This is a genomic window from Rhodococcus rhodochrous, assembly GCF_014854695.1.
GTDB lineage: Bacteria > Actinomycetota > Actinomycetes > Mycobacteriales > Mycobacteriaceae > Rhodococcus.
Genome location: NZ_CP027557.1, coordinates 4,284,448 through 4,305,896, shown reverse-complemented (window position 1 = coordinate 4,305,896; position 21,449 = coordinate 4,284,448). Strand labels below are relative to the sequence as shown.

20 protein-coding genes, 1 pseudogene and 1 riboswitch are annotated in these 21,449 nt (G+C 68.2%); of the genes and pseudogenes, 14 read left to right on the top strand and 7 right to left on the bottom strand.

Annotation, left to right across the window (positions count from 1 at the left end):
* Positions 1–34 precede the first annotated feature (34 nt).
* Positions 35–613, top strand: a complete 579-nt coding sequence (locus tag C6Y44_RS19880) for a TerD family protein (protein WP_006552942.1) — start codon at positions 35–37, stop codon at positions 611–613.
* Positions 614–622: 9 nt separating this feature from the next.
* Here the strand turns inward: C6Y44_RS19880 and C6Y44_RS19875 are convergent, their stop codons facing one another.
* The gene (locus C6Y44_RS19875; RefSeq protein WP_174247114.1) at positions 623–1,276 is read right to left on the bottom strand and encodes a hypothetical protein; all 654 of its coding nucleotides are present in this window, start codon (positions 1,274–1,276) and stop codon (positions 623–625) included.
* A 253-nt stretch (positions 1,277–1,529) separates the two neighbouring features.
* On the opposite strand from C6Y44_RS19875, the gene C6Y44_RS19870 reads away from it, so the two are divergent.
* The 3 genes from C6Y44_RS19870 (at position 1,530) to yczR (ending at position 6,002) form a co-directional block, all read left to right on the top strand.
* Entirely contained in the window at positions 1,530–2,819 is a 1,290-nt protein-coding gene (locus tag C6Y44_RS19870) for an adenylosuccinate synthase (RefSeq protein WP_006552940.1), read from the top strand.
* A gap of 129 nt (positions 2,820–2,948) precedes the next feature.
* Positions 2,949–4,487, top strand: a complete 1,539-nt coding sequence (locus tag C6Y44_RS19865; RefSeq protein WP_159417657.1) for an alkaline phosphatase D family protein — start codon at positions 2,949–2,951, stop codon at positions 4,485–4,487.
* Between the two features lie 33 nt (positions 4,488–4,520).
* Positions 4,521–6,002: a MocR-like transcription factor YczR gene (gene yczR, locus C6Y44_RS19860; RefSeq protein ID WP_159417658.1), complete on the top strand. Its 1,482-nt coding sequence runs from the start codon at positions 4,521–4,523 to the stop codon at positions 6,000–6,002.
* Positions 6,003–6,011: 9 nt separating this feature from the next.
* Here the strand turns inward: yczR and C6Y44_RS19855 are convergent, their stop codons facing one another.
* The 3 genes from C6Y44_RS19855 to C6Y44_RS19845 all read right to left on the bottom strand — a co-directional run bounded on the left by C6Y44_RS19855 (position 6,012) and on the right by C6Y44_RS19845 (position 8,641).
* Positions 6,012–6,959, bottom strand: coding sequence for an alpha/beta fold hydrolase (locus tag C6Y44_RS19855; protein ID WP_159417659.1), 948 nt, complete (start codon positions 6,957–6,959; stop codon positions 6,012–6,014).
* Between the two features lie 115 nt (positions 6,960–7,074).
* Entirely contained in the window at positions 7,075–8,172 is a 1,098-nt protein-coding gene (locus tag C6Y44_RS19850; RefSeq protein ID WP_088899374.1) for a CaiB/BaiF CoA transferase family protein, read from the bottom strand.
* A 91-nt stretch (positions 8,173–8,263) separates the two neighbouring features.
* Positions 8,264–8,641 carry a nuclear transport factor 2 family protein gene (locus tag C6Y44_RS19845; protein ID WP_059384530.1) on the bottom strand — a complete coding sequence of 126 codons (378 nt, stop codon included), beginning with the start codon at positions 8,639–8,641 and terminating at the stop codon, positions 8,264–8,266.
* A gap of 92 nt (positions 8,642–8,733) precedes the next feature.
* On the opposite strand from C6Y44_RS19845, the gene C6Y44_RS19840 reads away from it, so the two are divergent.
* Entirely contained in the window at positions 8,734–9,114 is a 381-nt protein-coding gene (locus tag C6Y44_RS19840) for a VOC family protein (protein WP_060650850.1), read from the top strand.
* Positions 9,115–9,121: 7 nt separating this feature from the next.
* On the opposite strand, the gene C6Y44_RS19835 is transcribed toward C6Y44_RS19840, so the two are convergent.
* Both C6Y44_RS19835 and C6Y44_RS19830 read right to left on the bottom strand, forming a co-directional pair.
* Positions 9,122–9,550 (bottom strand): hypothetical protein, encoded by a 429-nt coding sequence (locus C6Y44_RS19835; protein WP_159417660.1) that lies wholly within the window; start codon positions 9,548–9,550, stop codon positions 9,122–9,124.
* 23 nt (positions 9,551–9,573) lie between these two features.
* Entirely contained in the window at positions 9,574–12,351 is a 2,778-nt protein-coding gene (locus C6Y44_RS19830) for a vitamin B12-dependent ribonucleotide reductase (RefSeq protein ID WP_225623611.1), read from the bottom strand.
* 107 nt (positions 12,352–12,458) lie between these two features.
* On the opposite strand from C6Y44_RS19830, the gene C6Y44_RS19825 reads away from it, so the two are divergent.
* A complete protein-coding gene (locus tag C6Y44_RS19825; protein ID WP_145692381.1) occupies positions 12,459–12,941 on the top strand; it encodes a DUF456 domain-containing protein in 483 nt (160 codons plus the stop codon).
* 107 nt (positions 12,942–13,048) lie between these two features.
* Here C6Y44_RS19825 and C6Y44_RS19820 read toward each other — a convergent pair whose 3' ends face one another.
* Complete coding sequence (locus C6Y44_RS19820) at positions 13,049–14,446, bottom strand: FAD-dependent oxidoreductase (protein WP_159417661.1); 1,398 nt, start codon at positions 14,444–14,446, stop codon at positions 13,049–13,051.
* A gap of 292 nt (positions 14,447–14,738) precedes the next feature.
* Between C6Y44_RS19820 and C6Y44_RS19815 the strand changes: the two genes are divergently transcribed.
* The 8 genes and pseudogenes from C6Y44_RS19815 (at position 14,739) to cobU (ending at position 21,254) form a co-directional block, all read left to right on the top strand.
* Positions 14,739–15,185 (top strand): Rv0361 family membrane protein, encoded by a 447-nt coding sequence (locus C6Y44_RS19815; RefSeq protein WP_006552930.1) that lies wholly within the window; start codon positions 14,739–14,741, stop codon positions 15,183–15,185.
* Between the two features lie 70 nt (positions 15,186–15,255).
* A complete protein-coding gene (locus C6Y44_RS19810; RefSeq protein WP_172415055.1) occupies positions 15,256–15,666 on the top strand; it encodes a rhodanese-like domain-containing protein in 411 nt (136 codons plus the stop codon).
* Positions 15,663–16,886, top strand: coding sequence for an O-succinylhomoserine sulfhydrylase (locus tag C6Y44_RS19805; protein WP_085469169.1), 1,224 nt, complete (start codon positions 15,663–15,665; stop codon positions 16,884–16,886). Before C6Y44_RS19810 ends, C6Y44_RS19805 begins: the two co-directional genes overlap by 4 nt.
* Before the next feature lie 40 nt (positions 16,887–16,926).
* Positions 16,927–17,042: riboswitch (cobalamin riboswitch) on the top strand.
* Between the two features lie 81 nt (positions 17,043–17,123).
* Positions 17,124–18,029 (top strand): ABC transporter substrate-binding protein, encoded by a 906-nt coding sequence (locus C6Y44_RS19800; protein ID WP_174246995.1) that lies wholly within the window; start codon positions 17,124–17,126, stop codon positions 18,027–18,029.
* 107 nt (positions 18,030–18,136) lie between these two features.
* Positions 18,137–19,099 (top strand): FecCD family ABC transporter permease, encoded by a 963-nt coding sequence (locus C6Y44_RS19795; RefSeq protein WP_225623838.1) that lies wholly within the window; start codon positions 18,137–18,139, stop codon positions 19,097–19,099.
* On the top strand, positions 19,096–19,908 hold the full coding sequence (locus tag C6Y44_RS19790) for an ABC transporter ATP-binding protein (RefSeq protein ID WP_159417663.1): 813 nt from the start codon (positions 19,096–19,098) through the stop codon (positions 19,906–19,908). The genes C6Y44_RS19795 and C6Y44_RS19790 overlap by 4 nt, the downstream gene beginning before the upstream one ends.
* Positions 19,908–20,558 (top strand): annotated as a pseudogene (locus C6Y44_RS28470) (MBL fold metallo-hydrolase); the annotation flags it as partial. The gene C6Y44_RS19790 and the pseudogene C6Y44_RS28470, both read left to right, overlap by 1 nt.
* On the top strand, positions 20,550–21,254 hold the full coding sequence (gene cobU / locus C6Y44_RS28465; RefSeq protein WP_404817806.1) for a bifunctional adenosylcobinamide kinase/adenosylcobinamide-phosphate guanylyltransferase: 705 nt from the start codon (positions 20,550–20,552) through the stop codon (positions 21,252–21,254). The pseudogene C6Y44_RS28470 and the gene cobU, both read left to right, overlap by 9 nt.
* Positions 21,255–21,449: the final 195 nt, after the last annotated feature.

Genomic DNA, 21,449 nt, shown 5'->3' with positions numbered 1-21,449 from the left:
GGTAGGCAACGATCATCGAGCGAGAGGATTCGGTATGGGTGTGAGCTTGGCCAAGGGCGGCAACGTTTCGCTGTCGAAGGAGGCTCCGAACCTGACGGCGGTGACGGTGGGTCTCGGCTGGGACGTGCGCGCGACGACCGGCGCGGACTTCGATCTCGACGCCAGCGCTCTGCTGACGAGCGAGAACGGCAAGGTCCTGTCCGACCAGCATTTCGTCTTCTACAACAACCTGCGTTCGCCGGACGGCTCCGTCGAGCACACCGGCGACAACCTCACCGGTGAGGGAGAGGGCGACGACGAGAGCGTGAACGTCGACCTCGTCGCCGTTCCCGCGGAGGTCAAGTCGATCGTCTTCCCGGTGTCGATCCACGACGCCGACGCGCGCGGCCAGTCGTTCGGTCAGGTACGCAACGCGTTCATCCGCGTCGTCGACCGCGCCGACGGCCGGGAACTCGCCCGGTACGACCTCACCGAGGATGCGTCCACCGAGACCGCGATGGTCTTCGGTGAGCTGTACCGCCACGGTGGCGAGTGGAAGTTCCGCGCCATCGGCCAGGGCTACGCCTCGGGCCTGGCGGGCATCGCGCGGGACTACGGGGTCAACGTCGGCTGAAAATGGATCTCAGCGGACGAGCTTCCACTTCTTGTCGTGCCGGTAGAAGGTCGACCGCTTGAGAGCCCGGGGGTTCGCGACCCCGTCGCGGGTGACGACCGCGGCGGGGGAACCCAACTGCATGGCCCGGCCCGTCAGCCACTTGTAGCCGCCGAACCAGCGCGGCCGGTCGATCGCGGCCCGCAGACCGGGCATCGCCGGCGTGGGTTCGACACGGATGCCGGGCACCGTGCCGGAGAACAGGCGGGTGTCGTCGACGTAGGCCTCCCCGACGAGCGCATCGCCGTTCTCACCGCACAGCAGCGCACGGCCGACGAGGGCGATACCGGCGTCGTCGCGGATGAGCGGCAACGGCTTCGCGACCCCCTGGAGGGCGACGGTGGCGGCCTTCGACCCCGTCCGCAGCCCGTACGCCTCCGTGGCCGGCGTTCGTGTCTCCGGGACGTACGCGACCTCCAGGTCGAGACGTTCGGTGCGCATCAGCCGGGTGACGGTCGCGGCGAAGGCCGCGTCGTTGCCTACGAGGACCAGACGAGGGTCCTCCACCGACTCGAGATGCGCGAAGACGTCCTCGAAGTCGTCCTTCTCGGGGAGGGCAGGCGCAGACAGTGCGGTCACGGGGGTCAGCGCCAACGGCAATGGCACGTCACCGCATCTGAGCACTACCGGGGTCAACGGGTCTCCTCGAGGGGTCGGGTTCGTCGGGCTCTCGGCTGCGTCCACTGTAATGGGAAGCCGGTGGGGGAGGGCGGCGGCGACCCGCCACCGCGCGCCGCAGCTCCGGGCGCTTGGGCAGTCCCGTCATTCGCGCTCGTCGGAGGGTGGACTACACTGTGGTCCCGGCTGCTGCCCGGTTGGGCAGGACCCTGCAGGCGAGACCGCCCGCACGTAGACACCTGCCTGAGGAGAGCGCGACATGCCGGCAATCGTCCTGATCGGAGCCCAGTGGGGCGACGAGGGCAAGGGCAAAGCTACCGATCTACTCGGCGGACGTCTGCAGTGGGTCGTGCGCTACCAGGGCGGCAACAACGCCGGTCACACGGTCGTGCTGCCCAACGGCGACAAGTTCGCCCTGCACCTGATCCCGTCGGGCATCCTGACGCCCGGCGTCAACAACGTTATCGGCAACGGTGTCGTGGTGGATCCGGGTGTGCTGCTCACCGAGCTCGAAGGCCTCGAGAAGCGCGACGTCGACACGTCCCGTCTGCTGCTCTCGGCCGATGCGCACCTGATCATGCCGTACCACGTGGCCATCGACAAGGTCACCGAGCGCTTCCTCGGCAAGAAGAAGATCGGCACCACCGGACGCGGTATCGGCCCCTGCTACCAGGACAAGATCGCCCGCGTGGGCGTGCGGGTCGCCGACGTGCTCGACGAGAAGATCCTCACCCAGAAGGTCGAGGCCGCACTGGAATTCAAGAACCAGGTGCTCGTCAAGATCTACAACCGCAAGGCGCTCGACCCGCAGCAGGTGGTCGACGAGGTCCTCACCCAGGCCGAGGGTTTCAAGCACCGCATCACCGACACGCGCCTCGAACTGAACAAGGCGCTCGAGCGCGGCGACACGATCCTCCTCGAGGGGTCGCAGGGCACGCTGCTCGACGTCGACCACGGCACCTATCCGTACGTGACGTCGTCCAACCCCACCGCCGGCGGTGCCGCTGTCGGTTCGGGTATCGGCCCGGCGAAGATCTCGACGGTGCTGGGCATCCTCAAGGCCTACACCACCCGCGTCGGCTCGGGTCCGTTCCCGACCGAGTTGTTCGACGACCACGGTGCCTACCTCGCCAAGCAGGGTGGAGAGGTCGGTGTCACCACCGGCCGCGCCCGCCGCACGGGCTGGTTCGACGCCGTCATCGCCCGCTACGCGACCCGCGTCAACGGCATCACCGACTACTTCCTCACCAAGCTCGACGTGCTGTCGGGTCTCGACACCGTGCCGATCTGCGTCGGCTACGAGGTCGACGGTGTGCGTATCGACGAGATGCCGATGACGCAGACGGACGTGCACCACGCCAAGCCGATCTACGAGGAGATGCCGGGCTGGTGGGAGGACATCACCCACGCCCGCACCTTCGAGGAGCTGCCGAAGAACGCGCAGAACTACGTGCTGCGTCTCGAGGAGCTCTCGGGCGCCTACATCTCCTGCATCGGTGTCGGACCGGGCCGCGACGAGACGATCGTCCGCCGCGACGTCATCCGCTGACGGGGTAGCCTCCGGTCCGCTCCGATTCGTCGTCGGACGGGCACCGATCCCTCACTGCATGTTCACCGACGGTTCGCACGGACTGTGCACGCTCGTCCCGCACAGTCCGTCGGACCCCCGGGGAGAACCATGTACGTGTCCCGTCGAACCCTGCTACGCACTGTCGCGCTCGGAGCCCTCGCGGCTCCGGTGGCGGCGTGCTCGTCGGGACGTTCCGTTGCAACGCCGAGCCTGGTTCGTGAGCGGCCGATCCTCACCCACGGTGTGGCCACCGGCGACGTGCGGGCCGACGGGGCGCTCGTGTGGGCGCGCTCGGATCGGCCGGCGCGGCTCGTCGTGGAGACGGCGGCCACCGAATCCTTCACCGATCCCGTCCGGCACGTGGGTGGACTGCTCACACCCGAGACCGACGGAACCGGCCGGCTGCGGCTGACGGGACTGCCGGCCGGCGAGCAGGTGCACTACCGTGTCGTCCTCGAAGGCGAGGACGGCGCCACGTCCGAGCCGGTGACGGGTCTGTTCCGCACCGCCCCGACCGCTCCCGGCGACATCAGGCTGCAGTGGTCCGGCGACACCGCCGGCCAGGGCTTCGGCATCAACCCCGACATCGGTGGGATGACGATCTTCGACACGATGGCCCGTCGCGACCCGCACCTGTTCGTGCATTCCGGCGACGTCGTGTACGCCGACAATCCGCTGAAGGAGACCGTCGAGCTGCCGGACGGTCGGATCTGGCGCAACGTCGTCACCGAGGCCAAGAGCGCCATGGCGCAGACCCTCGACGAGTACCGCGGCCAGTACGCCTACAACCTCATGGACGAGAACTACCGGCGGTTCAACTCCTCCGTCGCGCAGATCGTGCAGTGGGACGACCATGAGACCGTCAACAACTGGTACGCGGGTGAGATCCTGGATCTCGAGCAGTACACCGAGAAGAGGGTGGACGTCCTGGCGGAACGGGCTTTCCGTGCCTTCCACGAGTGGCTCCCGCTCGATCCGGCGGAGGCCGTCGACGGACGCATCCACCGGGTCGTGCGGTACGGACCGCTGCTCGACGTCTTCGTACTCGACATGCGGACCTACAAGGACGCCAACGGTACCAACGTCGGCGCGGCGGGGCAGGTGCTCGGCAGCGCGCAGACGCAGTGGCTCGTCGACGAACTCACCCGTTCGACCGCCACCTGGAAGATCATCGCCGCCGACCTGCCGATCGGTCTGGTGGTACCCGACGGTGACACGGCCTTCGAAGGAATCGCGAATGGGGACAACGGCGCTCCGTCGGGTAGGGAATCGGAGATCGCGCAGGTCCTGTCGGCCGTCAAGGCGCGCAGGATCACCGGCACCGTGTGGCTGACCGCCGATGTGCACTACACGGCCGCACATCACTATTCGCCGGACCGCGCTTCGTTCACCGACTTCGACGAGTTCTGGGAGTTCGTCTCGGGACCGCTCAACGCCGGTGCTTTCGGACCCAACGAACTGGACGGGACGTTCGGGCCCGAGGCCGTCTTCGTGCACGCGCCCCCGGCGGCGAACACCTCGCCGATGGACGGATATCAGCACTTCGGGGAGGTGTTCATCGACGGCGCGACGAGGCAGATGCGGGTCGAGTTGCTCGACTCGCGCGGGACGGTCCTGTTCCGTCAGGTGCTCGATCCACCGTCCTGATCCCGCCCGCGCGGCGCGGGGCATACTGGATCGGTGATCACTCGAGCGATCGGAGCCGGTTCGCTCGTCCGCGACCTCGGCAACTGGCAGGATTCCGGGCAGTCGCATTCCCGTCGCTCCGCTCGCCCCGATCCCCGCCCTGCCTACCGGGCGCTCGCGGACAGCATCCGCCTGCTCGTGCACGACGGTCGCGTTCCACTCGGGGTCGCCCTGCCCAGCGAGCGGGAACTCGCCGCCGCGCTGTCGGTGAGCCGCACCACTGTCGCCTCCGCCTACGCGGCGCTGCGGGAAGAGGGCTATCTGCGCAGCCGCCAGGGCGCCCGCAGCACGGTCGCCGTGCCTGCTCGCCGGGGCTCCGAGAACACCGGGTTCCGGATGCCGATCGGTCCGGCGATCGATCTGAGCAATGCCTCGCTGCCCGCGCCGGCAGCGGAGATCGAGGCGGCGTATGCGGCGGCGCTGCGGTCGATGTCGACCTATCTCGACTCGCACGGCATGGAACCGATCGGGGTGTCGGTGCTGCGCGAGGTCATCGCCCGTCGCTACCGCGAGCGTGGACTGCCCACCTCGCCCGACCAGATCATGGTCACCTCCGGGGCGCAGCACGCGATGCGCCTGCTGCTCGGTGTGCTCGACGACCCCGGCGACCGGGTGGTCGTCGACCACCCCACCTATCCCAATGCGCTCGAAGCGATCCGCCGCTACGGCGCCCGCCCGGTGCCGGTTCCGGTGCGCCCGGAGAACGGCCCGCACGGCGGCTGGGATCTCGACGGTGTGGCCAGCGCCGTCCGACAGACCGCGGCGCGCACCGCCTTCCTCGTCCCCGACTTCCACAATCCCACGGGCCTGTGCCTCGACGAGGACGGCCGCGCCGAACTGGCCCGCATCATGCGCGACACGCGGACCACGCTCGTCGTCGACGAGTCGATGGTCGATCTCTGGCTCGACGCCCCGCCGCCGCCTCCCGTCGCAGCCATGCCTGCCGGCGCGTCGGTGGTGACGGTCGGCTCGACGGCGAAATCGCTGTGGGGTGGCCTGCGGGTGGGATGGATACGCGCCGACCGCGACACGATCGTCCGGCTGGCCGGAGCGCGGACCGCAGTCGACCTGGGCACGCCCGTCATGGAACAGCTCGCGGCCGCGCATCTGCTCTCCGACGTCGACGAACTGCTCGAACGTCGCCGCGCCGCGTTGAGGGAACGGCGTCGTGCGCTGTGCGACGCCTTGGATCGGCGGTTGCCCGACTGGGAGTACACGCCGGGTCAGGGCGGGATGTCGCTGTGGGCGAGGATGCCCGAACCGGTGTCGACCTCGCTGGCTGCGGCCGCGCCGTCCCACGGTGTGCTGCTCTCCGCCGGTCCGCGCTTCGGTGTGCAGGGCGCGTTCGAGCACTTCGTGCGCCTGCCGTACACGCAGGACGTCGAGGTCCTCGACGATGCCGTCGAGGCCATGGCCGCCGCCTACGACCAGGTGGCCTCCGGGCGCACACCCGACGAGGCGCGGCTCGTCGTCTGATTCTGTCCGTCAGGACATCTCGATGAGCTCGCGCAGCGCCGCCGACACCTCGCGGGGACGCTCGAGGGGGCCGCAGTGCCCGCTGTCGAAGGTGCGCAGTTCGAGCAGGTTCGGCAGGCGCTCGGCGATCCACTCCGATCGGCCCGGCGGTGAGATTCGGTCGTGGCTGCCCGCGATCACCAGGGTGGGCGCGGTGATCGCGGAGGGGTCGACGGTGTCGATCATGTTCACCAGCAGCCGGCCGTAGCCGCCGCGACCGCGTGCCGAGGTGTGGCCGAGCATGCGGTCGACGTCCGCGGTGATCGTCGCGGCCGCACCCGTCCCGACGGCGACGCGGGAGAGCAGGTGCCTGCGCAGCGGCATCCGCTGGGGGAGCGGCATCCGTGCCAGCGGGACGACGGTCTGCGCGACGCGGCGCCGCACCTTCGTCAGGCTCTGCGGTCCGCGCAGGAACTGCACGTTGTCGAAGATTTCGCCGGGTGTGGTGTTGACCAGGCCCGCGGCCGACACCCGTGCGTCGACGTCGCGCGGATACCGCTCGGCCCAGGCCATCACGGCGATGCCGCCCATGGAGTGCCCGGCGACCACGACGGGCCGGCCGTCGGGTGCGGCCGCGTCCAGCACGGCGTGGAGATCGTCGGCGAGATGGTCCATCGTGTACGCCCGGGCAGGGGCGGCCTGGCTGCGTCCGTGACCGCGGTGATCGAAGGCGACCACCCGGTAGTCGTCGCTCAGATCACGAATCTGGTTGCGCCAGAATCCGAGTTCGCACAGAATGCCGTGCGTCAGGACGATCGTCGGAGCGTCGGCGGGCCCGTAGGCCTCGGTGTGGATGCGGGTGCCGTCCTTGCTGCGGACGTCGAGCACCTCCGGGACACGCCCCGGGACCGCGGTACGCGCTCGTGCTCGTGCCGTGGCCGCCGATCGATGGATCGCGGCTCCCACCCCGTCACTCATGACGGTGTTGATAGCACACCGATCCCGGCGCGATCGGTGGCTTTCCCGCAGATGGGACGGGCCCGGAACCGTATCGGTGGAACACCGTTACGATCCCGGGCCCGGAACGGGGGGATCAGACCCAGAGGGTGTCGATGTCGGTGGCCTCGGCCGCCGGACCGACCGGCTCGCCGGCAGGGGTGCGGGAGAAGCGCGGCGCCGGTGCGTGCTGCACGACGCCGTCGATCTCGATCAGCGACCCGCGTGCGACGAGATGCTCGTTCTTCTCCGCCTCGGCCCAGGTGAGGACCGGGGAGACGCAGGCATCGGTACCGAGGAAGATCTCGGTCCACTCGTCGCGGGTCTTCGACAGGAACTTGTCGGTGAAGATCTTCTTCATCTCCGCCCAGCGGGAGGTATCGAGCTGGTGCGGCAGGTCGGCCGGATCGAGCTCGAGGCCCTGCAGCAGCAGCGCGTAGAACTGCGGCTCGATGGACCCGACGGCCATGTACTTGCCGTCCTTGGTCTCGTAGACCTCGTAGAACGGGGCGCCGGTATCGAGCATGTTGACGCCGCGCTCGTCCGACCACGCGCCGCGACCGCGGAACGCCCACATCATGTGCGAGAGAGCGAGGGCGCCGTCGACCATCGCCGCGTCCACGACCTGGCCCTTTCCGGAGGTCTGACGCTCGACGAGGGCGGACAGGATGCCGAACACGAGGAACATCGACCCGCCACCGAAGTCGCCGACCATGTTCAGCGGCGGCACCGGACGCTCACCCTGGCGGCCGATGGCGTGCAGGACGCCGGTCAACGAGATGTAGTTGATGTCGTGGCCGGCCGCGTTGGCGAGCGGGCCCTCCTGGCCCCAGCCGGTCATGCGGCCGTAGACGATGCGCGGGTTGCGCTCGAGGACCACATCCGGCCCGAGGCCGAGCCGTTCGGTGACGCCGGGACGGAAGCCCTCGATGAGGACGTCGGCGCGCTCGAGCAGGGTCAGGACCTTCTCGATGTCGGCGGGATCCTTGAGGTTGGCCTCGACGATGCGACGGTTGCGCTGAATCGGATCGCGCTGTCCCTCCTGCGGGATCTCGCCGGGGCGCTGCACGATGACGACATCGGCGCCGAGATCGGCGAGCAGCGTCGCGGCGTGCGGGCCGGGACCGAGACCCTTGAACTCGACGACGCGGACACCCGCGAGCGGACCCTTCTTCTCAACAGCTTCAGCGGACACTCGACGAACCTCACTCCGATACGTAGGGACTGTCGAAACGGAGAGTACCTTAGCGAGCGTTCAGAATATGGTTCCGGTCACGCGGAGCGGATCACTCCTCGTACAGGTCCGCCTCGCTCAGTCCGGTCGCCTCGAAGGCCTCCGCGAGATCGGTGTGCCGGACGACGGTGACCACCTGGTCGTCGACCACCCGGAAGGCGATCGCCTCCTCACGAGGACCCGGATCGGACGCCCAGGTCGCCGTCTCCTCGACCACCACGACGCCCCGGTGGACGAACATGCGGCCCGGCTGCAGCGTGACGCCCGCCGTCGTCGCCCACTCGCGCAGCTCGTCGAGTCCTTGGTCGGGATCGTCGTCGGGGGTGGGCAGCACGATGTCGTCGCTCGACAACTGCACGAGGGTGTCGATGTCGTTGCTGTTCACGGCGTCGTGCCAGGCCAGGACCGTGGCGATCTCCGAGGTGCTCATGATCGAGAGCCTAGTCGCCGGAACGCGGAGGTGGGGGCGTGAATCCGCCGAATCCGCTGTCGCGCTCGGGCGCTCCGGCGCACAGTGGACGTATGACGATCACCGGCCAACTCGTGAGCTTCATCCCGAGCACCGACCTCGACGTCTCGGAGATGTTCTACGTCGACACCCTGCGCTTTCGGAAGCTCTCCCGCGACCCCTTCGCACTCGTCCTCGACGGAGGCGACGGTGCGCCGATCCGGGTGACCCTCGTGCAGTCACGCGAGGAGACCGGCTACACCGTGCTGGGCTGGCGGGTATCCGATCTGGACGGCATCGTCGAACGACTGCGCGAGCACGGGGTGGAGTTCGTGCGCTACAACGGCATGGATCAGGACGACCACGATGCGTGGACCGCGCCCGACGGCATGCGGGTCGCGTGGTTCCGCGACCCGCACGGCAACGTTCTGTCGTTGCTCGAACACCGCACCTGACGCGGCCTCACCTCCCGAAGGCACCCCACAGGAAGCCTGCGAACAACACCGCGAAGCCACCCATCTCACCGACGATCAGTGCGGCCATCGCCAGGCCCGTCCCACGCACAGGATGCGCGAACTGATTCGTGGTGTCGCGCAGCGCGCCGTGCACGACATAGCTCGCGATCGCGCCGACGAAGAACACCACGATCACCGCGGCCGCGGCGAGGTTCACCGCGGTGGGCCACGCGCTGAACTCGACGAACACCGCGACCAGCAGCGTCGCGAAGGAGTACATCAGCGCCGACCGGTGGGCGATGTCGACGTACGGGTGCGCGAGGTGGTCGTCGGACGTCGCCATCTGCCGGTACTTCCACACGCCGAGACCGAGCGCGAGGAGGAAGACCGCACCCGCGGCCGTCAATGTCAGTTCGGTGTCGACTCCCAGGACCATCGCGCCAGTATGGACGCATCACCTCAGCTGCAGCCGCTGGTGTTCCCACAGGACGGACACGCGTGGCACGACCCGGCCCGCTGCATCTTCACTCCGCACTGCATGCAGTACGGCGCGTCCGGATTCGACGGCGACGGAGCTGCGAGACCACCCGGGGAGGACGTGCTCGCACTGCTCGTGTTGTGAGGCGCGGGCGTCGGTGGATCGGGCTCACGCACCGGCGGCGTGCTCGTGTACGGCGTAAGCGTCGGGGTGTCGGGCACCGAACGTTCGGCGACGGTGAGGATGCCCAGCTCCGCTCGCTCGTCGGGCTCGAGATAGTCGACCGCGAGTCGCCGGAAGATGTAGTCGAGGATCGACGTGGCGATCCGCAGATCCGGATCGTCGGTGATCCCGGCCGGTTCGAAGCGTGTACTCGTGAAGGCCCGGACGAAGGTGCGCAACGGAACCCCGTACTGCAGACCGTAACTGACCGACATCGAGAAGGCATCCATGATGCCGGCCAATGTCGAGCCCTGCTTCGACACGCGCAGGAACATCTCGCCGGGACGCCCGTCGTCGTACTCGCCGATCGTGAAGAAGCCCTTGCAGTCGGCCACCCGGAACTCGAACGTCCGCGAATTACGGGTGCGCGGGAGCCGCTCACGACGAGGCGCCGCGGCCGGAACTGCCGCTTCTGCGACGGCAGGACGCGACGACGTCGACAACGGTTGTCCCAGTTTGCAGTTGTCACGGTAGATCGCGAGCGCCTTCACACCGAGACGCCACGCGTCGACGTACATGTCGGCGATGTCGTCGACGGTCGCGGACTCGGGCAGGTTCACCGTCTTGGAGATCGCACCCGACAGGAAGGGCTGTACCGCGGCCATCATCGCGACGTGGCCGCGCGGCGAGATGACGTTGTCGCCCATGGAGGTCGCGAACACCGGTGCGTGCTCGTCGCGCACGTGTGGCGCACCGGCGAGATCGTGGTGCAGATCGAGGTGCGCCACGATGTCGGCGACCTCCGACGGGCCGTAACCCAGACGCGACAGTGCGCGCGGCACACTGCGATTGACGATCGTGAGGCTGCCGCCGCCGACGAGCTTCTTGGTCTTCACCAACGCCAGATCCGGTTCGATCCCGGTGGTGTCGCAATCCATCGCGAGCCCGATCGTGCCGGTCGGCGCGAGCACACTGACCTGGCTGTTGCGCACACCGTGGGCGGTGCCGTCGGCCACCGCGCGGTCCCACGCCTGTCGTGCCGCATCGAGCACGTCGGCCGGCGCGAGGTCGGCGTCGATGTCGTCGAGCGCACCGCGATGCTTGCCCAGCACGTCGAGCATCGGCGCGCGGTTCTCGTCGAACCCGTCGAACGGTCCGAGACGCCGTGCCATGTCCGCCGACACGGCGTAGGCGTGACCGGTCATCAGGGCGGTGATCGCCGCAGCCGTCGCGCGTCCGGCCTCGCTGTCGTAGGGCAGACCCGAAGCCATGAGCAGCGCACCGAGATTGGCGTAACCGAGCCCGAGCTGCCGGAACCGCCGCGACGTCTCACCGATCCGCTCGGTGGGGTAGTCGGCGCGGCCGACGAGGATCTCCTGCGCGGTGAGCATCACCGCCACGGCGTGACGGAAACCGTCGACGTCGAAGGTGCCGTCCTCGCGCAGGAAGGTGAGCAGATTCAGGCTCGCGAGGTTGCAGGCCGAATCGTCGAGATGCATGTACTCCGAGCAGGGGTTCGACGCGTTGATCCGGCCGGTCGCCGAGGCGGTGTGCCAGGTATTGATCGTCGTGTCGTACTGGATGCCCGGGTCGGCGCACTCCCAGGTGGCGGCGGCGATGCGCTGCAACAACTCTCGCGCGCGGACCGTCCGGACCGTCTCGCCGGTCGTCACGGTACGCAGCGGCCACTCGGCGTCGGCCACCACCGCGTGCATGAACTCGTCGGTCACGCGCACCGAGTTGTTCGCGTTCTGGTACTGCACCGAATGGATGTCGGTGCCGTCGAGACCCATGTCGAAACCGGCCTCGGCGAGCACCCGCGCCTTGCGCTCCTCGATCGCCTTGCAGTCGACGAACTCCTCGATGTCGGGATGGTCGACGTCGAGGATCACCATCTTCGCGGCCCGCCGGGTCTTGCCGCCGGACTTGATGGTGCCGGCCGACGCGTCGGCGCCGCGCATGAAGCTCACCGGACCCGACGCGCTTCCGCCACCGGTCAGCGGTTCGGCCGACGAGCGGATCCGGGAGAGGTTCACCCCGGCACCCGACCCGCCCTTGAAGATCACCGCTTCCTGCCGGTACCACTCGAGGATCGAGTCGATGCTGTCGTCGACCGACAGGATGAAACACGCGCTGGCCTGCTGCGGAGTGTTCGGCACCCCGATGTTGAACCAGACGGGACTGTTGAACGAGGCCCGCTGGTGGATCAGCAGATAGGTCAGCTCGGCGGCGAACGCCTCCGGATCGTCGAGATGACCGTCGGTGTGCCCCCACGCCGTGATCGTGTCGACGATGCGCGCGATCACGTCGCGCAGCGAGTGCTCACGATCGGGATGCCCGAGCTGCCCGCGGAAGTACTTCTGCGTGACGATGTCGGTGGCGTTCTGCGACCAGAAGGCGGGGAACTCCACGTCCGTCTGTTCGAAGACGACACGTCCGGTGCCGTGATGGACGATTCGCGCGTCGCGTCGCTGCCACTCCACCGTCTCGGCGGGATCGACACCGGGCGTCGTGAAGTACCGGACGTCGCCGCGCACCGCGGGCGATGCGGCGTCCGATGCACTCTTCGGGCTGCTGTGAGGCCTGGTACTGCTCATCGCGTCCTCCCGGGGGCGTGGACCGGTGGCACATATAGTCCCACCATGCTGCCACTGCGTCCCGGTACTCCGCTGTCTTCCGTCCGCTCGACCCGCCCGGTGGCGCCGTGAGTGCCGGCGGCGAACTGCTCGTCGGGCTGGCGATCCTCGTGGGCCTGCTCGGGATCGTGCTGCCGATCCTGCCCGGCGTCCTGCTGATCTTCGGCGCGATCGCCGTGTGGGCGTTCCTCACGGGAGGCACCACCGCATGGATCGTGCTGGGCGTGGCGACGGTGGCGCTGCTGGTCACCGGCATCGTGAAGTACACCTGGCCCGGCAAGCGACTGCAGCAGGCCGGGGTGCCGAACCGCTCGTTGATCCTCGCCGGCCTGCTCGGCATCGTCGGATTCTTCGTCGTCCCCGTCGTCGGGCTGTTCCTGGGCTTCCTGCTCGGCATGTACCTGTCGGAGGTGCAGCGGCACCGCACCCACCGCGACGCGTGGGTCTCGACGGTCGCGGCGACCAAGGCGGTCGCGTTGTCGATCCTCGTCGAACTGTTCGGTGGGCTCGTCGCGGCGTCGGTATGGCTGGGCGCCGTCCTGTTCACCTGAGCGCACCCGGAAAGCCGAGCAGACCCGGAATGTGAGGAGGGACCCATCCGTGCGGATGGATCCCTCCTCGTTCGTACAGGTCAGGCGCTGATCACCTCGGACGCGGATCAGGCCTTGTGCGGCTCGCTGGCGCGGAACATGTCCTCGCGCTCGACGACCTTGACGCGTTCGCGGCCCTCGGCCTCACCGAGGCTGCGCTCGTGCGCGTCGAGGCGGTACCAGCCCTGCCAGGTGGTGTACGGCAGCTGCTTGTCCTCGAGGAATTTCACGATCGCGTCCTCGGACGGATCCTCGGGGGTGTTCAGACGACCGGCGGCCCGGTCCTCGAGCAGATTCGCGACGGTCTCGTTCGCATCGCCCTTGGTGTGACCGATCAGGCCCACGGGACCGCGCTTGATCCAGCCGGTGACGTAGGTGTGCGGCATGAACCGGTCCGGGCCCTCGGCGGTCTCGTCGGCGAGCACCCGCCCGGCCTCGTTCGGCACGGTGCCGGCCTGCTCGTCGAAGGGCAGCTTGGCGATGTTCTGCGACAGGTAACCGACCGCGCGGTAGACCGCCTGGACCTCCCAGTCGTTGAACTTGCCGGTGCCGCGCACGTTGCCGGTGCCGTCGAGCTCGGTGCGCTCGGTGCGCAGACCGACGACCTTGCCGTCCTCACCGAGGATCTCGTGCGGGGACTCGAAGAAGTGCAGGAACAGCTTGTGCGGGCGGTTGCCCACATCGCGGATCGCCCAGTCCTGCAGGGTGTTGGCGACCATGTCGACCTGCTTGGAGTTACGGCGCGCCTGCTCGGAGCCCTCGTCGTAGTCGATGTCCTCCGGGTCGACGATGACCTCGATGGTCGGGGAGTGGTCGAGTTCGCGCAGCTCGAGCGGGGTGAACTTGGCCTGCGCCGGACCGCGGCGCCCGAAGACGTGCACCTCGACGGCCTTGTTGTTCTTCAGGCCCTCGTAGACGTTCGGCGGGATCTCCGTCGGCAGCAGCTCGTCGCCGGTCTTGGCGAGCACCCGGGCGACGTCGAGAGCGACATTGCCGACACCGAGGACGGCGACCTTCTCTGCCTCGAGCGGCCAGCTGCGCGGCACGTCGGGGTGCCCGTCGTACCAGGACACGAAGTCGGCGGCACCGTAGCTGCCGTCGAGGTCGATGCCGGGGATGTTCAGCGCGCGGTCCGCGTTCGCGCCGGTCGAGAAGATCACCGCATCGTAGAAACGCTGCAGGTCGTCGAGGTTGAAGTCGCTGCCGTAGTCGAGATTGCCGAGCAAGCGGATCTGCGGCTTGTCGAGCACCTTGTGCAGGGCGGTGATGATGCCCTTGATGCGCGGATGGTCGGGCGCGACACCGTAGCGGATCAGACCGAACGGCGCCGGCATGCGCTCGAACAGGTCGATGCTGACCCCGGGATCCTGCGCAGTGTCGGACTTCATGAGTGCGTCGGCGGCGTAGATACCGGCAGGGCCGGCACCGACGATCGCGACGCGAAGGGGACGAGTCTGATCGGTCATCAGGGGATCAACTACCTCTTCGGTGTGCGGACGGACATATCCAGCTTAAATTAAGGCTGCCCTCAGTGGGCTCGGCGCAGGTCGCGCGGGGATGACGGCGAAGGAGGATGAATCGAGCCGTCGAGCGAATCGCTTCAGCGACAACACATGTGGGCACCCATACGACACAGGTCGACGGCGAGGCGTCGAACGAGCTGCGTGGTGGCCATGCCACAATTCCTACCTCGAGAGGGTTTTTAGGGCAAATGCGGCCGTGACGGGCCGCGACCTCGCGCCCATTAGGATCGGGCGCATGGCCAAGCGCGGAGCCCCCGAACCCGAACCCGATCCCGGCCCGGATCCCGACGGTCCCACCAGTAGCAGCATAGGGCCTTTCCTCGGAGCCCTCGCCGTCCTGGTGGTTCTCGTCCTCGTCGTCTTCGGTGCACAGCTCTTCTCCCCGGCGGGCGACGACCTCACCGAGGACGAGATGGTCCGTCGTGCCGTCACCGACTACGTCTCCGCGCACAACGAGAACGACGGACCGATCCTCGACCGGCTGCGCTGCAGCGATCTGCCCGCCGAAGAAGCGCCGCTCGCGGACGTCGAGGGACGGGTGGAGCTGCAGGCCACGCAGAACATTGCCGTGGACGGCGATCGGGCCACCGTCGACGTCCGGACCGGCCTCGACGGGGAGACGCAAACCGAGACGTGGCAGGTCGTCCGCATCGACGACGTGTGGCGGATCTGCCGGTTCTGACGCGTCGCCGTGCGTATACGACGCGGTGCCCGCGTGTACGTCACAGCCCGACCTGTGAAAACATGTCCGGGTGAGCTACGCAGGTGATATAACGCCGCAGCAGGCATGGGACCTGCTGCAAGGTGATCCGGATGCCGTGCTCGTCGATGTGCGTACCGAAGCCGAGTGGAAATACGTCGGGGTCCCCGAGACCTCGTCGCTCGGTCGCCGGACCGTGTTCGTCGAGTGGGTTCGTTACCCCGACGGCGCCCCCAACCCGAGCTTCGTCGAGGACCTGAGGGCAGCGGGTATCGGCGGCGGACCGGTGATCTTCCTGTGTCGCTCGGGGCAGCGCTCCATCGGAGCGGCCACGGCCGCCACCGCTGCGGGCCTGACCCCCGCCTACAACGTTCTCGAAGGATTCGAAGGCGCTCTCGACGGCGAAGGCCATCGCGGTGCCGAGGGCTGGCGGGCCGCGGGCCTGCCGTGGAGGCAGTCGTGAGTTCCATCCCCCAGGGCGGCGCGTTCGACAAGGCACTGCCCGACACCGTTCGCCCCGCCACGCTCGGCGTGCGCGGCGGCCTGCTCCGATCCGGTTTCGAGGAGACCTCCGAGGCGCTCTACCTCAACTCCGGGTTCGTCTACGAGTCGGCCGAGGCCGCCGAAGCCGCCTTCACCGGCGACGTCGACCACTTCGTCTACTCCCGCTACGGCAATCCCACGGTGAAGATGTTCGAGGAGCGCTTGCGCCTGCTCGACGGTGCCGGGGGTGCCTACGCCACCGCGTCCGGCATGTCCGCGGTGTTCACCGCGCTCGCCGCGCTGCTCGGCAAGGGCGACCGCCTCGTCGCGGCACGCAGCCTCTTCGGTTCGTGCTTCGTCGTGTGCAACGAGATCCTGCCCCGCTGGGGTGTCGAGACGGTGTTCGTCGACGGCGAGGATCTCGACCAGTGGGAGAAGGCGCTGTCGGTGCCCACCACGGCGGTCTTCTTCGAGACCCCGTCGAACCCGATGCAGACCCTCGTCGACGTGCGACGCGTCTCCGAGATGGCGCACGCGGCGGGCGCGAAGGTGGTGCTGGACAACGTCTTCGCCACCCCGCTGCTGCAGCGCAGCATCGATCTCGGTGCCGACATCGTCGTCTACTCGGGCACCAAGCACATCGACGGCCAAGGCCGCGTGCTCGGCGGAGCGATCCTCGGTCCCGAGGACTACATCGACGGGCCCGTGCAGCAGCTCATCCGCCACACCGGGCCGTCGTTGAGCCCGTTCAACGCGTGGACGCTGCTCAAGGGCCTCGAGACCATGCCGGTGCGGTTGCGCGCCTCCGTCGATTCGGCGCTGCGCATCGCGCAGTTCCTCGAAACGCAGGATGCCGTGCGCTGGGTCAAGTACCCGTATCTCGAATCGCACCCGCAGTACGAACTCGCGAAGTCGCAGATGAGCGGCGGCGGCACGATCATCACGTTCGAGCTCGACGCCCCCGAGGGCGAGGGCAAGAAGCGTGCCTTCGAGCTGCTGAACAAGCTGCGCATCGTCGACATCTCCAACAATCTCGGCGACTCCAAGTCGCTCATCACCCACCCGGCGACCACCACCCACCGGGCGATGGGACCGGAGGGCCGGGCCGCGATCGGTCTGTCCGACGGTGTGGTGCGACTGTCCGTGGGCCTCGAGGATCCCGAGGACCTGCTCGAGGATCTCCAGCAGGCGCTGTCCTGACCTGGGACGCCGTGAGCTACGCTGCGGGTGTCCTGCCGATCCGGTAGGGCACCCGCTGCGTTTTCGGTGAAGCCGGTGAGAATCCGGCGCTGTCCCGCAACTGTGAGCCCGACTTCCGGGTGAGCCAGGTCAGCCGGCGCGGAGGGTCCGTACGTACTGGTCCTCGGACGAAGGACGGTGACGTGCCGCAACCGCACCGTTGCAGCCGTACTGTTTTCGTCCTCCGAACAACGGAGGATGGCTGTGCCCCTCGACAATCACCGACGGCTGCTCGCCGCCGGACTGACCGCCTTCGCGCTCCTCGCCGCAGGATGCTCGAGCAGCGACGATTCGTCACCGTCCGGTGACACCGACACCACCTCCGCGGACGTCCCCCAGGCCATCGTGTCGTTGAGCCCCACCAGCACGGAGATGCTCTACGCCGTCGGTGCCGGTGATCAGGTCGTCGCGGTCGACGACCGGTCCGATTACCCGACCGACGCGCCGGTCACCGACCTGTCGGGGTACACCCCCAACGTCGAGGCGATCCTCGGATACGAACCCGACCTCGTCGTCGCCAATGCCGACACCGCCGATCTCGTCGCCGGGCTCGAGCAGGCCGGCGTCGAGACGCTGATCCTTCCCGCGGCCGAGAACCTGGACGACACCTACGCCCAGATCGAGCAACTGGGAGCCGTGACCGGACACGTCGGCGACGCCGCCGAGCTCGTCGCGCAGATGAAGACGGACATCGACGAGATCCTTGCCGGCCTCCCCGAACGGGAGACCCCGCTGAGCTACTACCACGAGCTCGACAACACCTTCTACACCGTCACCGACGACACCTACATCGGCGAGATCTACTCGATGCTGGGGCTGACCTCGATCGCGACCGGCGGCGACGGCTACCCGCAGCTGTCCGCCGAGTACGTCCTCGAACAGAACCCCGACGTGATCTTCCTGGCCGACGGCCAGTGCTGCGGCGTCACACCCGAGGTCGTCGCGGAGCGTGCCGGATGGGGCGAACTCACCGCTGTCCGGGACGGCCGCGTCTACGTCCTCGACGAGGACATCGCCAGTCGCTGGGGGCCGCGCGTCGTGGACCTGATGCGTGAGGTCGCCCGGATCGTCGGCACCATCCCCGCGGCCCAGCCCACGCCTTGATCTCCCTGTCGCGAGGCCATACCCGCGCACTGCCACCCGGTGGTGCGCGGGTACTGCCGCGCAACGTGCTCGTGCTGACCGGCGCGGTGCTCGCCCTGTTCGCCGCGATGCTGGTCGGGATCCTCGTCGGACCCGCCGGTCTCACCCCGGGCGGGGTGCTGCTCGACATCGCCGACCGCCTGCCGCTCGTCGACGTCGACTCCGGCTTGAGCACGCGTCAGCAGGCGATCCTGTGGAACATCCGGATGCCGCGCGTCGTGCTCGGGGTGCTGGTCGGGGCGATGCTGGCCATCGCCGGTGCGGCCTACCAGGGAGTTTTCCGCAATCCGCTCGCCGACCCCTATCTCCTCGGGGTCTCCAGCGGCGCCGGTCTCGGTGCCACCCTCGCCATCGTCGTGGGCGGCGCCGCCGGCTTCGCAGGCGTTCCGATCGCGGCTTTCGCCGGGGGACTACTCGCCGTCGGCGCGACGTACTCGCTCGGCCGCACCGTCGGTGGCAGCCGCTCGGAAGTCGTCATCATTCTCGCCGGTGTCGCCGTCGCGGCCTTCGCCAACGCGATCCAGACGTTCTTCATGCAGCTGCACGACGACACGCTTCGGCAGGTGTACTCGTGGATGCTCGGCCGCCTGTCCACCGACGGCTGGTCCGACGTCGTCGTGGTCCTGCCCTACGTCGTGGTCACCGTCGCGATCATCGCGCTGCATCGGCGCACACTCGATGTCATGGCGGTCGGCGACGTCGAAGCCGCGAGCCTCGGGATCAATCCGGCGCGCGTGCGGCTGCTGCTCGTGTGCGTCGCGACGCTCGGAACCGCCGCAGTGGTCTCGGCCAGCGGACTCATCGGGTTCGTCGGCATCGTCGTTCCCCATGCGGTCCGGCTGCTCGTCGGACCGGGTCACCGTCTCCTGCTGCCGCTGTCACTGCTGGTGGGTGCGTCCTTCCTCGTCCTCGCGGACGTCCTGGCCCGCACCGTCATGTCGCCCGCCGAACTGCCGATCGGTGTCGTCACCGCGGCGATCGGGGCGCCCTTCTTCCTCGTCGTGCTCAGGCGGAGCCGAGGTGTCCGATGAAAAGCGATGTTCTCACCACCCCGACCACGACGGTCTCGTGCCGTCAGCTCAGCGCCGAACGCGGCGGCGTCGAGGTGCTGCACGGGGTCGACCTGAACGTCACCGCGGGATCCTGGGTGTCGCTGGTCGGACCCAACGGATCGGGCAAGACCACTCTTCTCCACGTCCTCGCCGGTCTCGTGCCGGCCACCGGTCACCTGCAGGTCGCCGACATCGCGCCGGGGCGCGCCGGACGCCGGGACATGGCACGCGCGGTCGCGCTGATGCCGCAACGCCCGGTGGTGCCGGAAGGCGTCACCGTCCGGGAACTGATCCACCTCGGCCGCACCCCGCACATCCCGCGCTTCGGTTCCGAGACCGCACACGACCGCGAGGTGGTGGACCGCGTCGTCGAACGACTCGAGCTCGAAGCGTTCGCCCCGCGCCTCGCGACCGAACTGTCCGGCGGTGAGCTGCAGCGCGTCGTGCTCGCGCGCGCTCTCGCCCAGCAACCGCGGGTGCTGCTTCTCGACGAACCCACGAGCGCACTCGACATCGGGCACCAGCAGCAGGTACTCGAACTCGTCGACTCGATGCGCACCGAAGGCGACCTCACCGTCATCGCCGCGATGCACGATCTGACCTCCGCCGCGCAGTACGGGGAACGACTCGTGCTCCTCGATCGCGGACACGTCGTCGCCGACGGAGCCCCCGATGACGTGCTCACCGCCGACCGCATCGCACAGGTCTACGGTGCCCGCGTCGAGATCCTCGACCGTCCGGCGGGTCGCGCCGTACTCCCGCTCCGCGACAGTACGAAGGACTGCTGATGGAGGTCGTACTCCTGGGGGCCGGCGCGGCGGACGGGTGGCCGAATCCGTTCTGCACGTGTGCATCCTGCGCGGACGCCGCGCGTCGCGGTGAGATCCGCGGGCAGACCGCGGCACTCGTCGACGACGTGCTCATGCTCGACTGTGGACCCGAGGCGCCCCGGGCGGCCGTGCGACACGGCAGGTCGCTGGCGAAGGTGCGCCACATTCTCCTGACCCACGCCCATGCCGATCATCTCGGTCCGCAGGCACTGCTGTTCCGAGCGTGGGTCGCCGCCGGCGTGGAACTCGACGTGATCGGTTCCGCCGATGCGCTCGACACCTGCCGGCCGTGGGTGGGTCCGGACGACCCGGTGCGCTTCGTGCCGGTCGAGGCGGGGGACTCGCTCACCGTCGGCGAGTACTCGGTGCGTGTTCTTCCCGCACGGCACAAGGTGTTCCGTGACGGAGATGCGGTGCTGTACGACGTGACGGGTCCCGGCGGGTCGCGGTTGTTGTGGGCGTGCGACACCGGGATGTGGCCCACCGAGTGGTTCGAGACCCTGCGTGACGCCCGGTTCGACGCGGTCTTCCTGGAAGAGACCTTCGGCGACCGTTCCGAACTGTCCGAAGGCCACCTCGGTCTGCCCGAGTTCGGCGCGATGGTGGATGGTCTGCGCGGGGCCGGTGCCGTCACCGAGAACACCGACGTGGTCGCGGTGCATCTGGGGCACCACAATCCGCCCATCGACGATCTGCGGAATCGTCTGCAGCAGTTGAATGCTCGTCCGGGTCGTGACGGTGAGGTGATCCACGTGGGTGAAGAGCCGCCGGTCGTGCCGCATCGGACATTGGTGCTCGGGGGAGTGCGGTCGGGCAAGTCGCGGCACGCCGAGGAACTGCTCGCGTCGTATCCGTCCGTCACCTACGTCGCCACCGGCGGGACGCGTGAAGGTGACGCCGAATGGGCGGAACGTGTTGCGCTGCACCGGGAGAGACGACCGGACTCGTGGTCGACGATCGAGACATCGGATGTGGCGAAGGTACTGAGGGATGCGGACGAACCTCTGCTCGTCGACTGTCTCGGAACCTGGCTCACTGCACGACTCGACCTTCACGACGTGTGGAATACGGGAGATCCCGCTGCGGTCCATGCCGACATCGAGGATCTCCTCGATGCGTGGCGACAGGCCCGGGTTCCCGTGGTCGCCGTCAGCAATGAGGTGGGCAGCGGTGTGGTGCCGGCGAGCGCGTCGGGGCGGTTGTTTCGGGACCTGCTGGGTCGGCTCAATGCGCGGGTCGCCGAGGCCGGTGAGTCGGCGATTCTTGTAGTGGCGGGAATTCCCATTTCTCTGAAGTCGAATTGATTTCTGTTCTTTCTCGTTACACATAATTTCAGTGATGGAATTATTGTCTTCAATGTCCGCTTGAGGACTTTTTGCTGCCACCGTGTAGCGATCCCCTGAAGTGGACGGTTGTCCAGCTTCATAGGGGTGAAATCACGGGTGAAGTTTCAATTACTACACGTGAACTGCGTAAACAGTAAAGACGACCGTCCAGGA

Coding starts and splice junctions, on each gene's coding strand:
- C6Y44_RS19790 (WP_159417663.1), top strand. CDS start 19,096: ATGAAAAGCGATGTTCTCACCACCCCGACCACGACGGTCTCGTGCCGT.
- C6Y44_RS19835 (WP_159417660.1), bottom strand. CDS start 9,550: ATGGTCCTGGGAGTCGACACCGAACTGACATTGACGGCCGCGGGTGCG.
- cobU (WP_404817806.1), top strand. CDS start 20,550: ATGGTGGATGGTCTGCGCGGGGCCGGTGCCGTCACCGAGAACACCGAC.
- C6Y44_RS19815 (WP_006552930.1), top strand. CDS start 14,739: ATGGCCAAGCGCGGAGCCCCCGAACCCGAACCCGATCCCGGCCCGGAT.
- C6Y44_RS19865 (WP_159417657.1), top strand. CDS start 2,949: ATGTACGTGTCCCGTCGAACCCTGCTACGCACTGTCGCGCTCGGAGCC.
- C6Y44_RS19795 (WP_225623838.1), top strand. CDS start 18,137: ATGCTGGTCGGGATCCTCGTCGGACCCGCCGGTCTCACCCCGGGCGGG.
- C6Y44_RS19800 (WP_174246995.1), top strand. CDS start 17,124: ATGGCTGTGCCCCTCGACAATCACCGACGGCTGCTCGCCGCCGGACTG.
- C6Y44_RS19830 (WP_225623611.1), bottom strand. CDS start 12,351: ATGAGCAGTACCAGGCCTCACAGCAGCCCGAAGAGTGCATCGGACGCC.
- C6Y44_RS19840 (WP_060650850.1), top strand. CDS start 8,734: ATGACGATCACCGGCCAACTCGTGAGCTTCATCCCGAGCACCGACCTC.
- C6Y44_RS19870 (WP_006552940.1), top strand. CDS start 1,530: ATGCCGGCAATCGTCCTGATCGGAGCCCAGTGGGGCGACGAGGGCAAG.
- C6Y44_RS19820 (WP_159417661.1), bottom strand. CDS start 14,446: ATGACCGATCAGACTCGTCCCCTTCGCGTCGCGATCGTCGGTGCCGGC.
- C6Y44_RS19855 (WP_159417659.1), bottom strand. CDS start 6,959: ATGAGTGACGGGGTGGGAGCCGCGATCCATCGATCGGCGGCCACGGCA.
- C6Y44_RS19880 (WP_006552942.1), top strand. CDS start 35: ATGGGTGTGAGCTTGGCCAAGGGCGGCAACGTTTCGCTGTCGAAGGAG.
- C6Y44_RS19845 (WP_059384530.1), bottom strand. CDS start 8,641: ATGAGCACCTCGGAGATCGCCACGGTCCTGGCCTGGCACGACGCCGTG.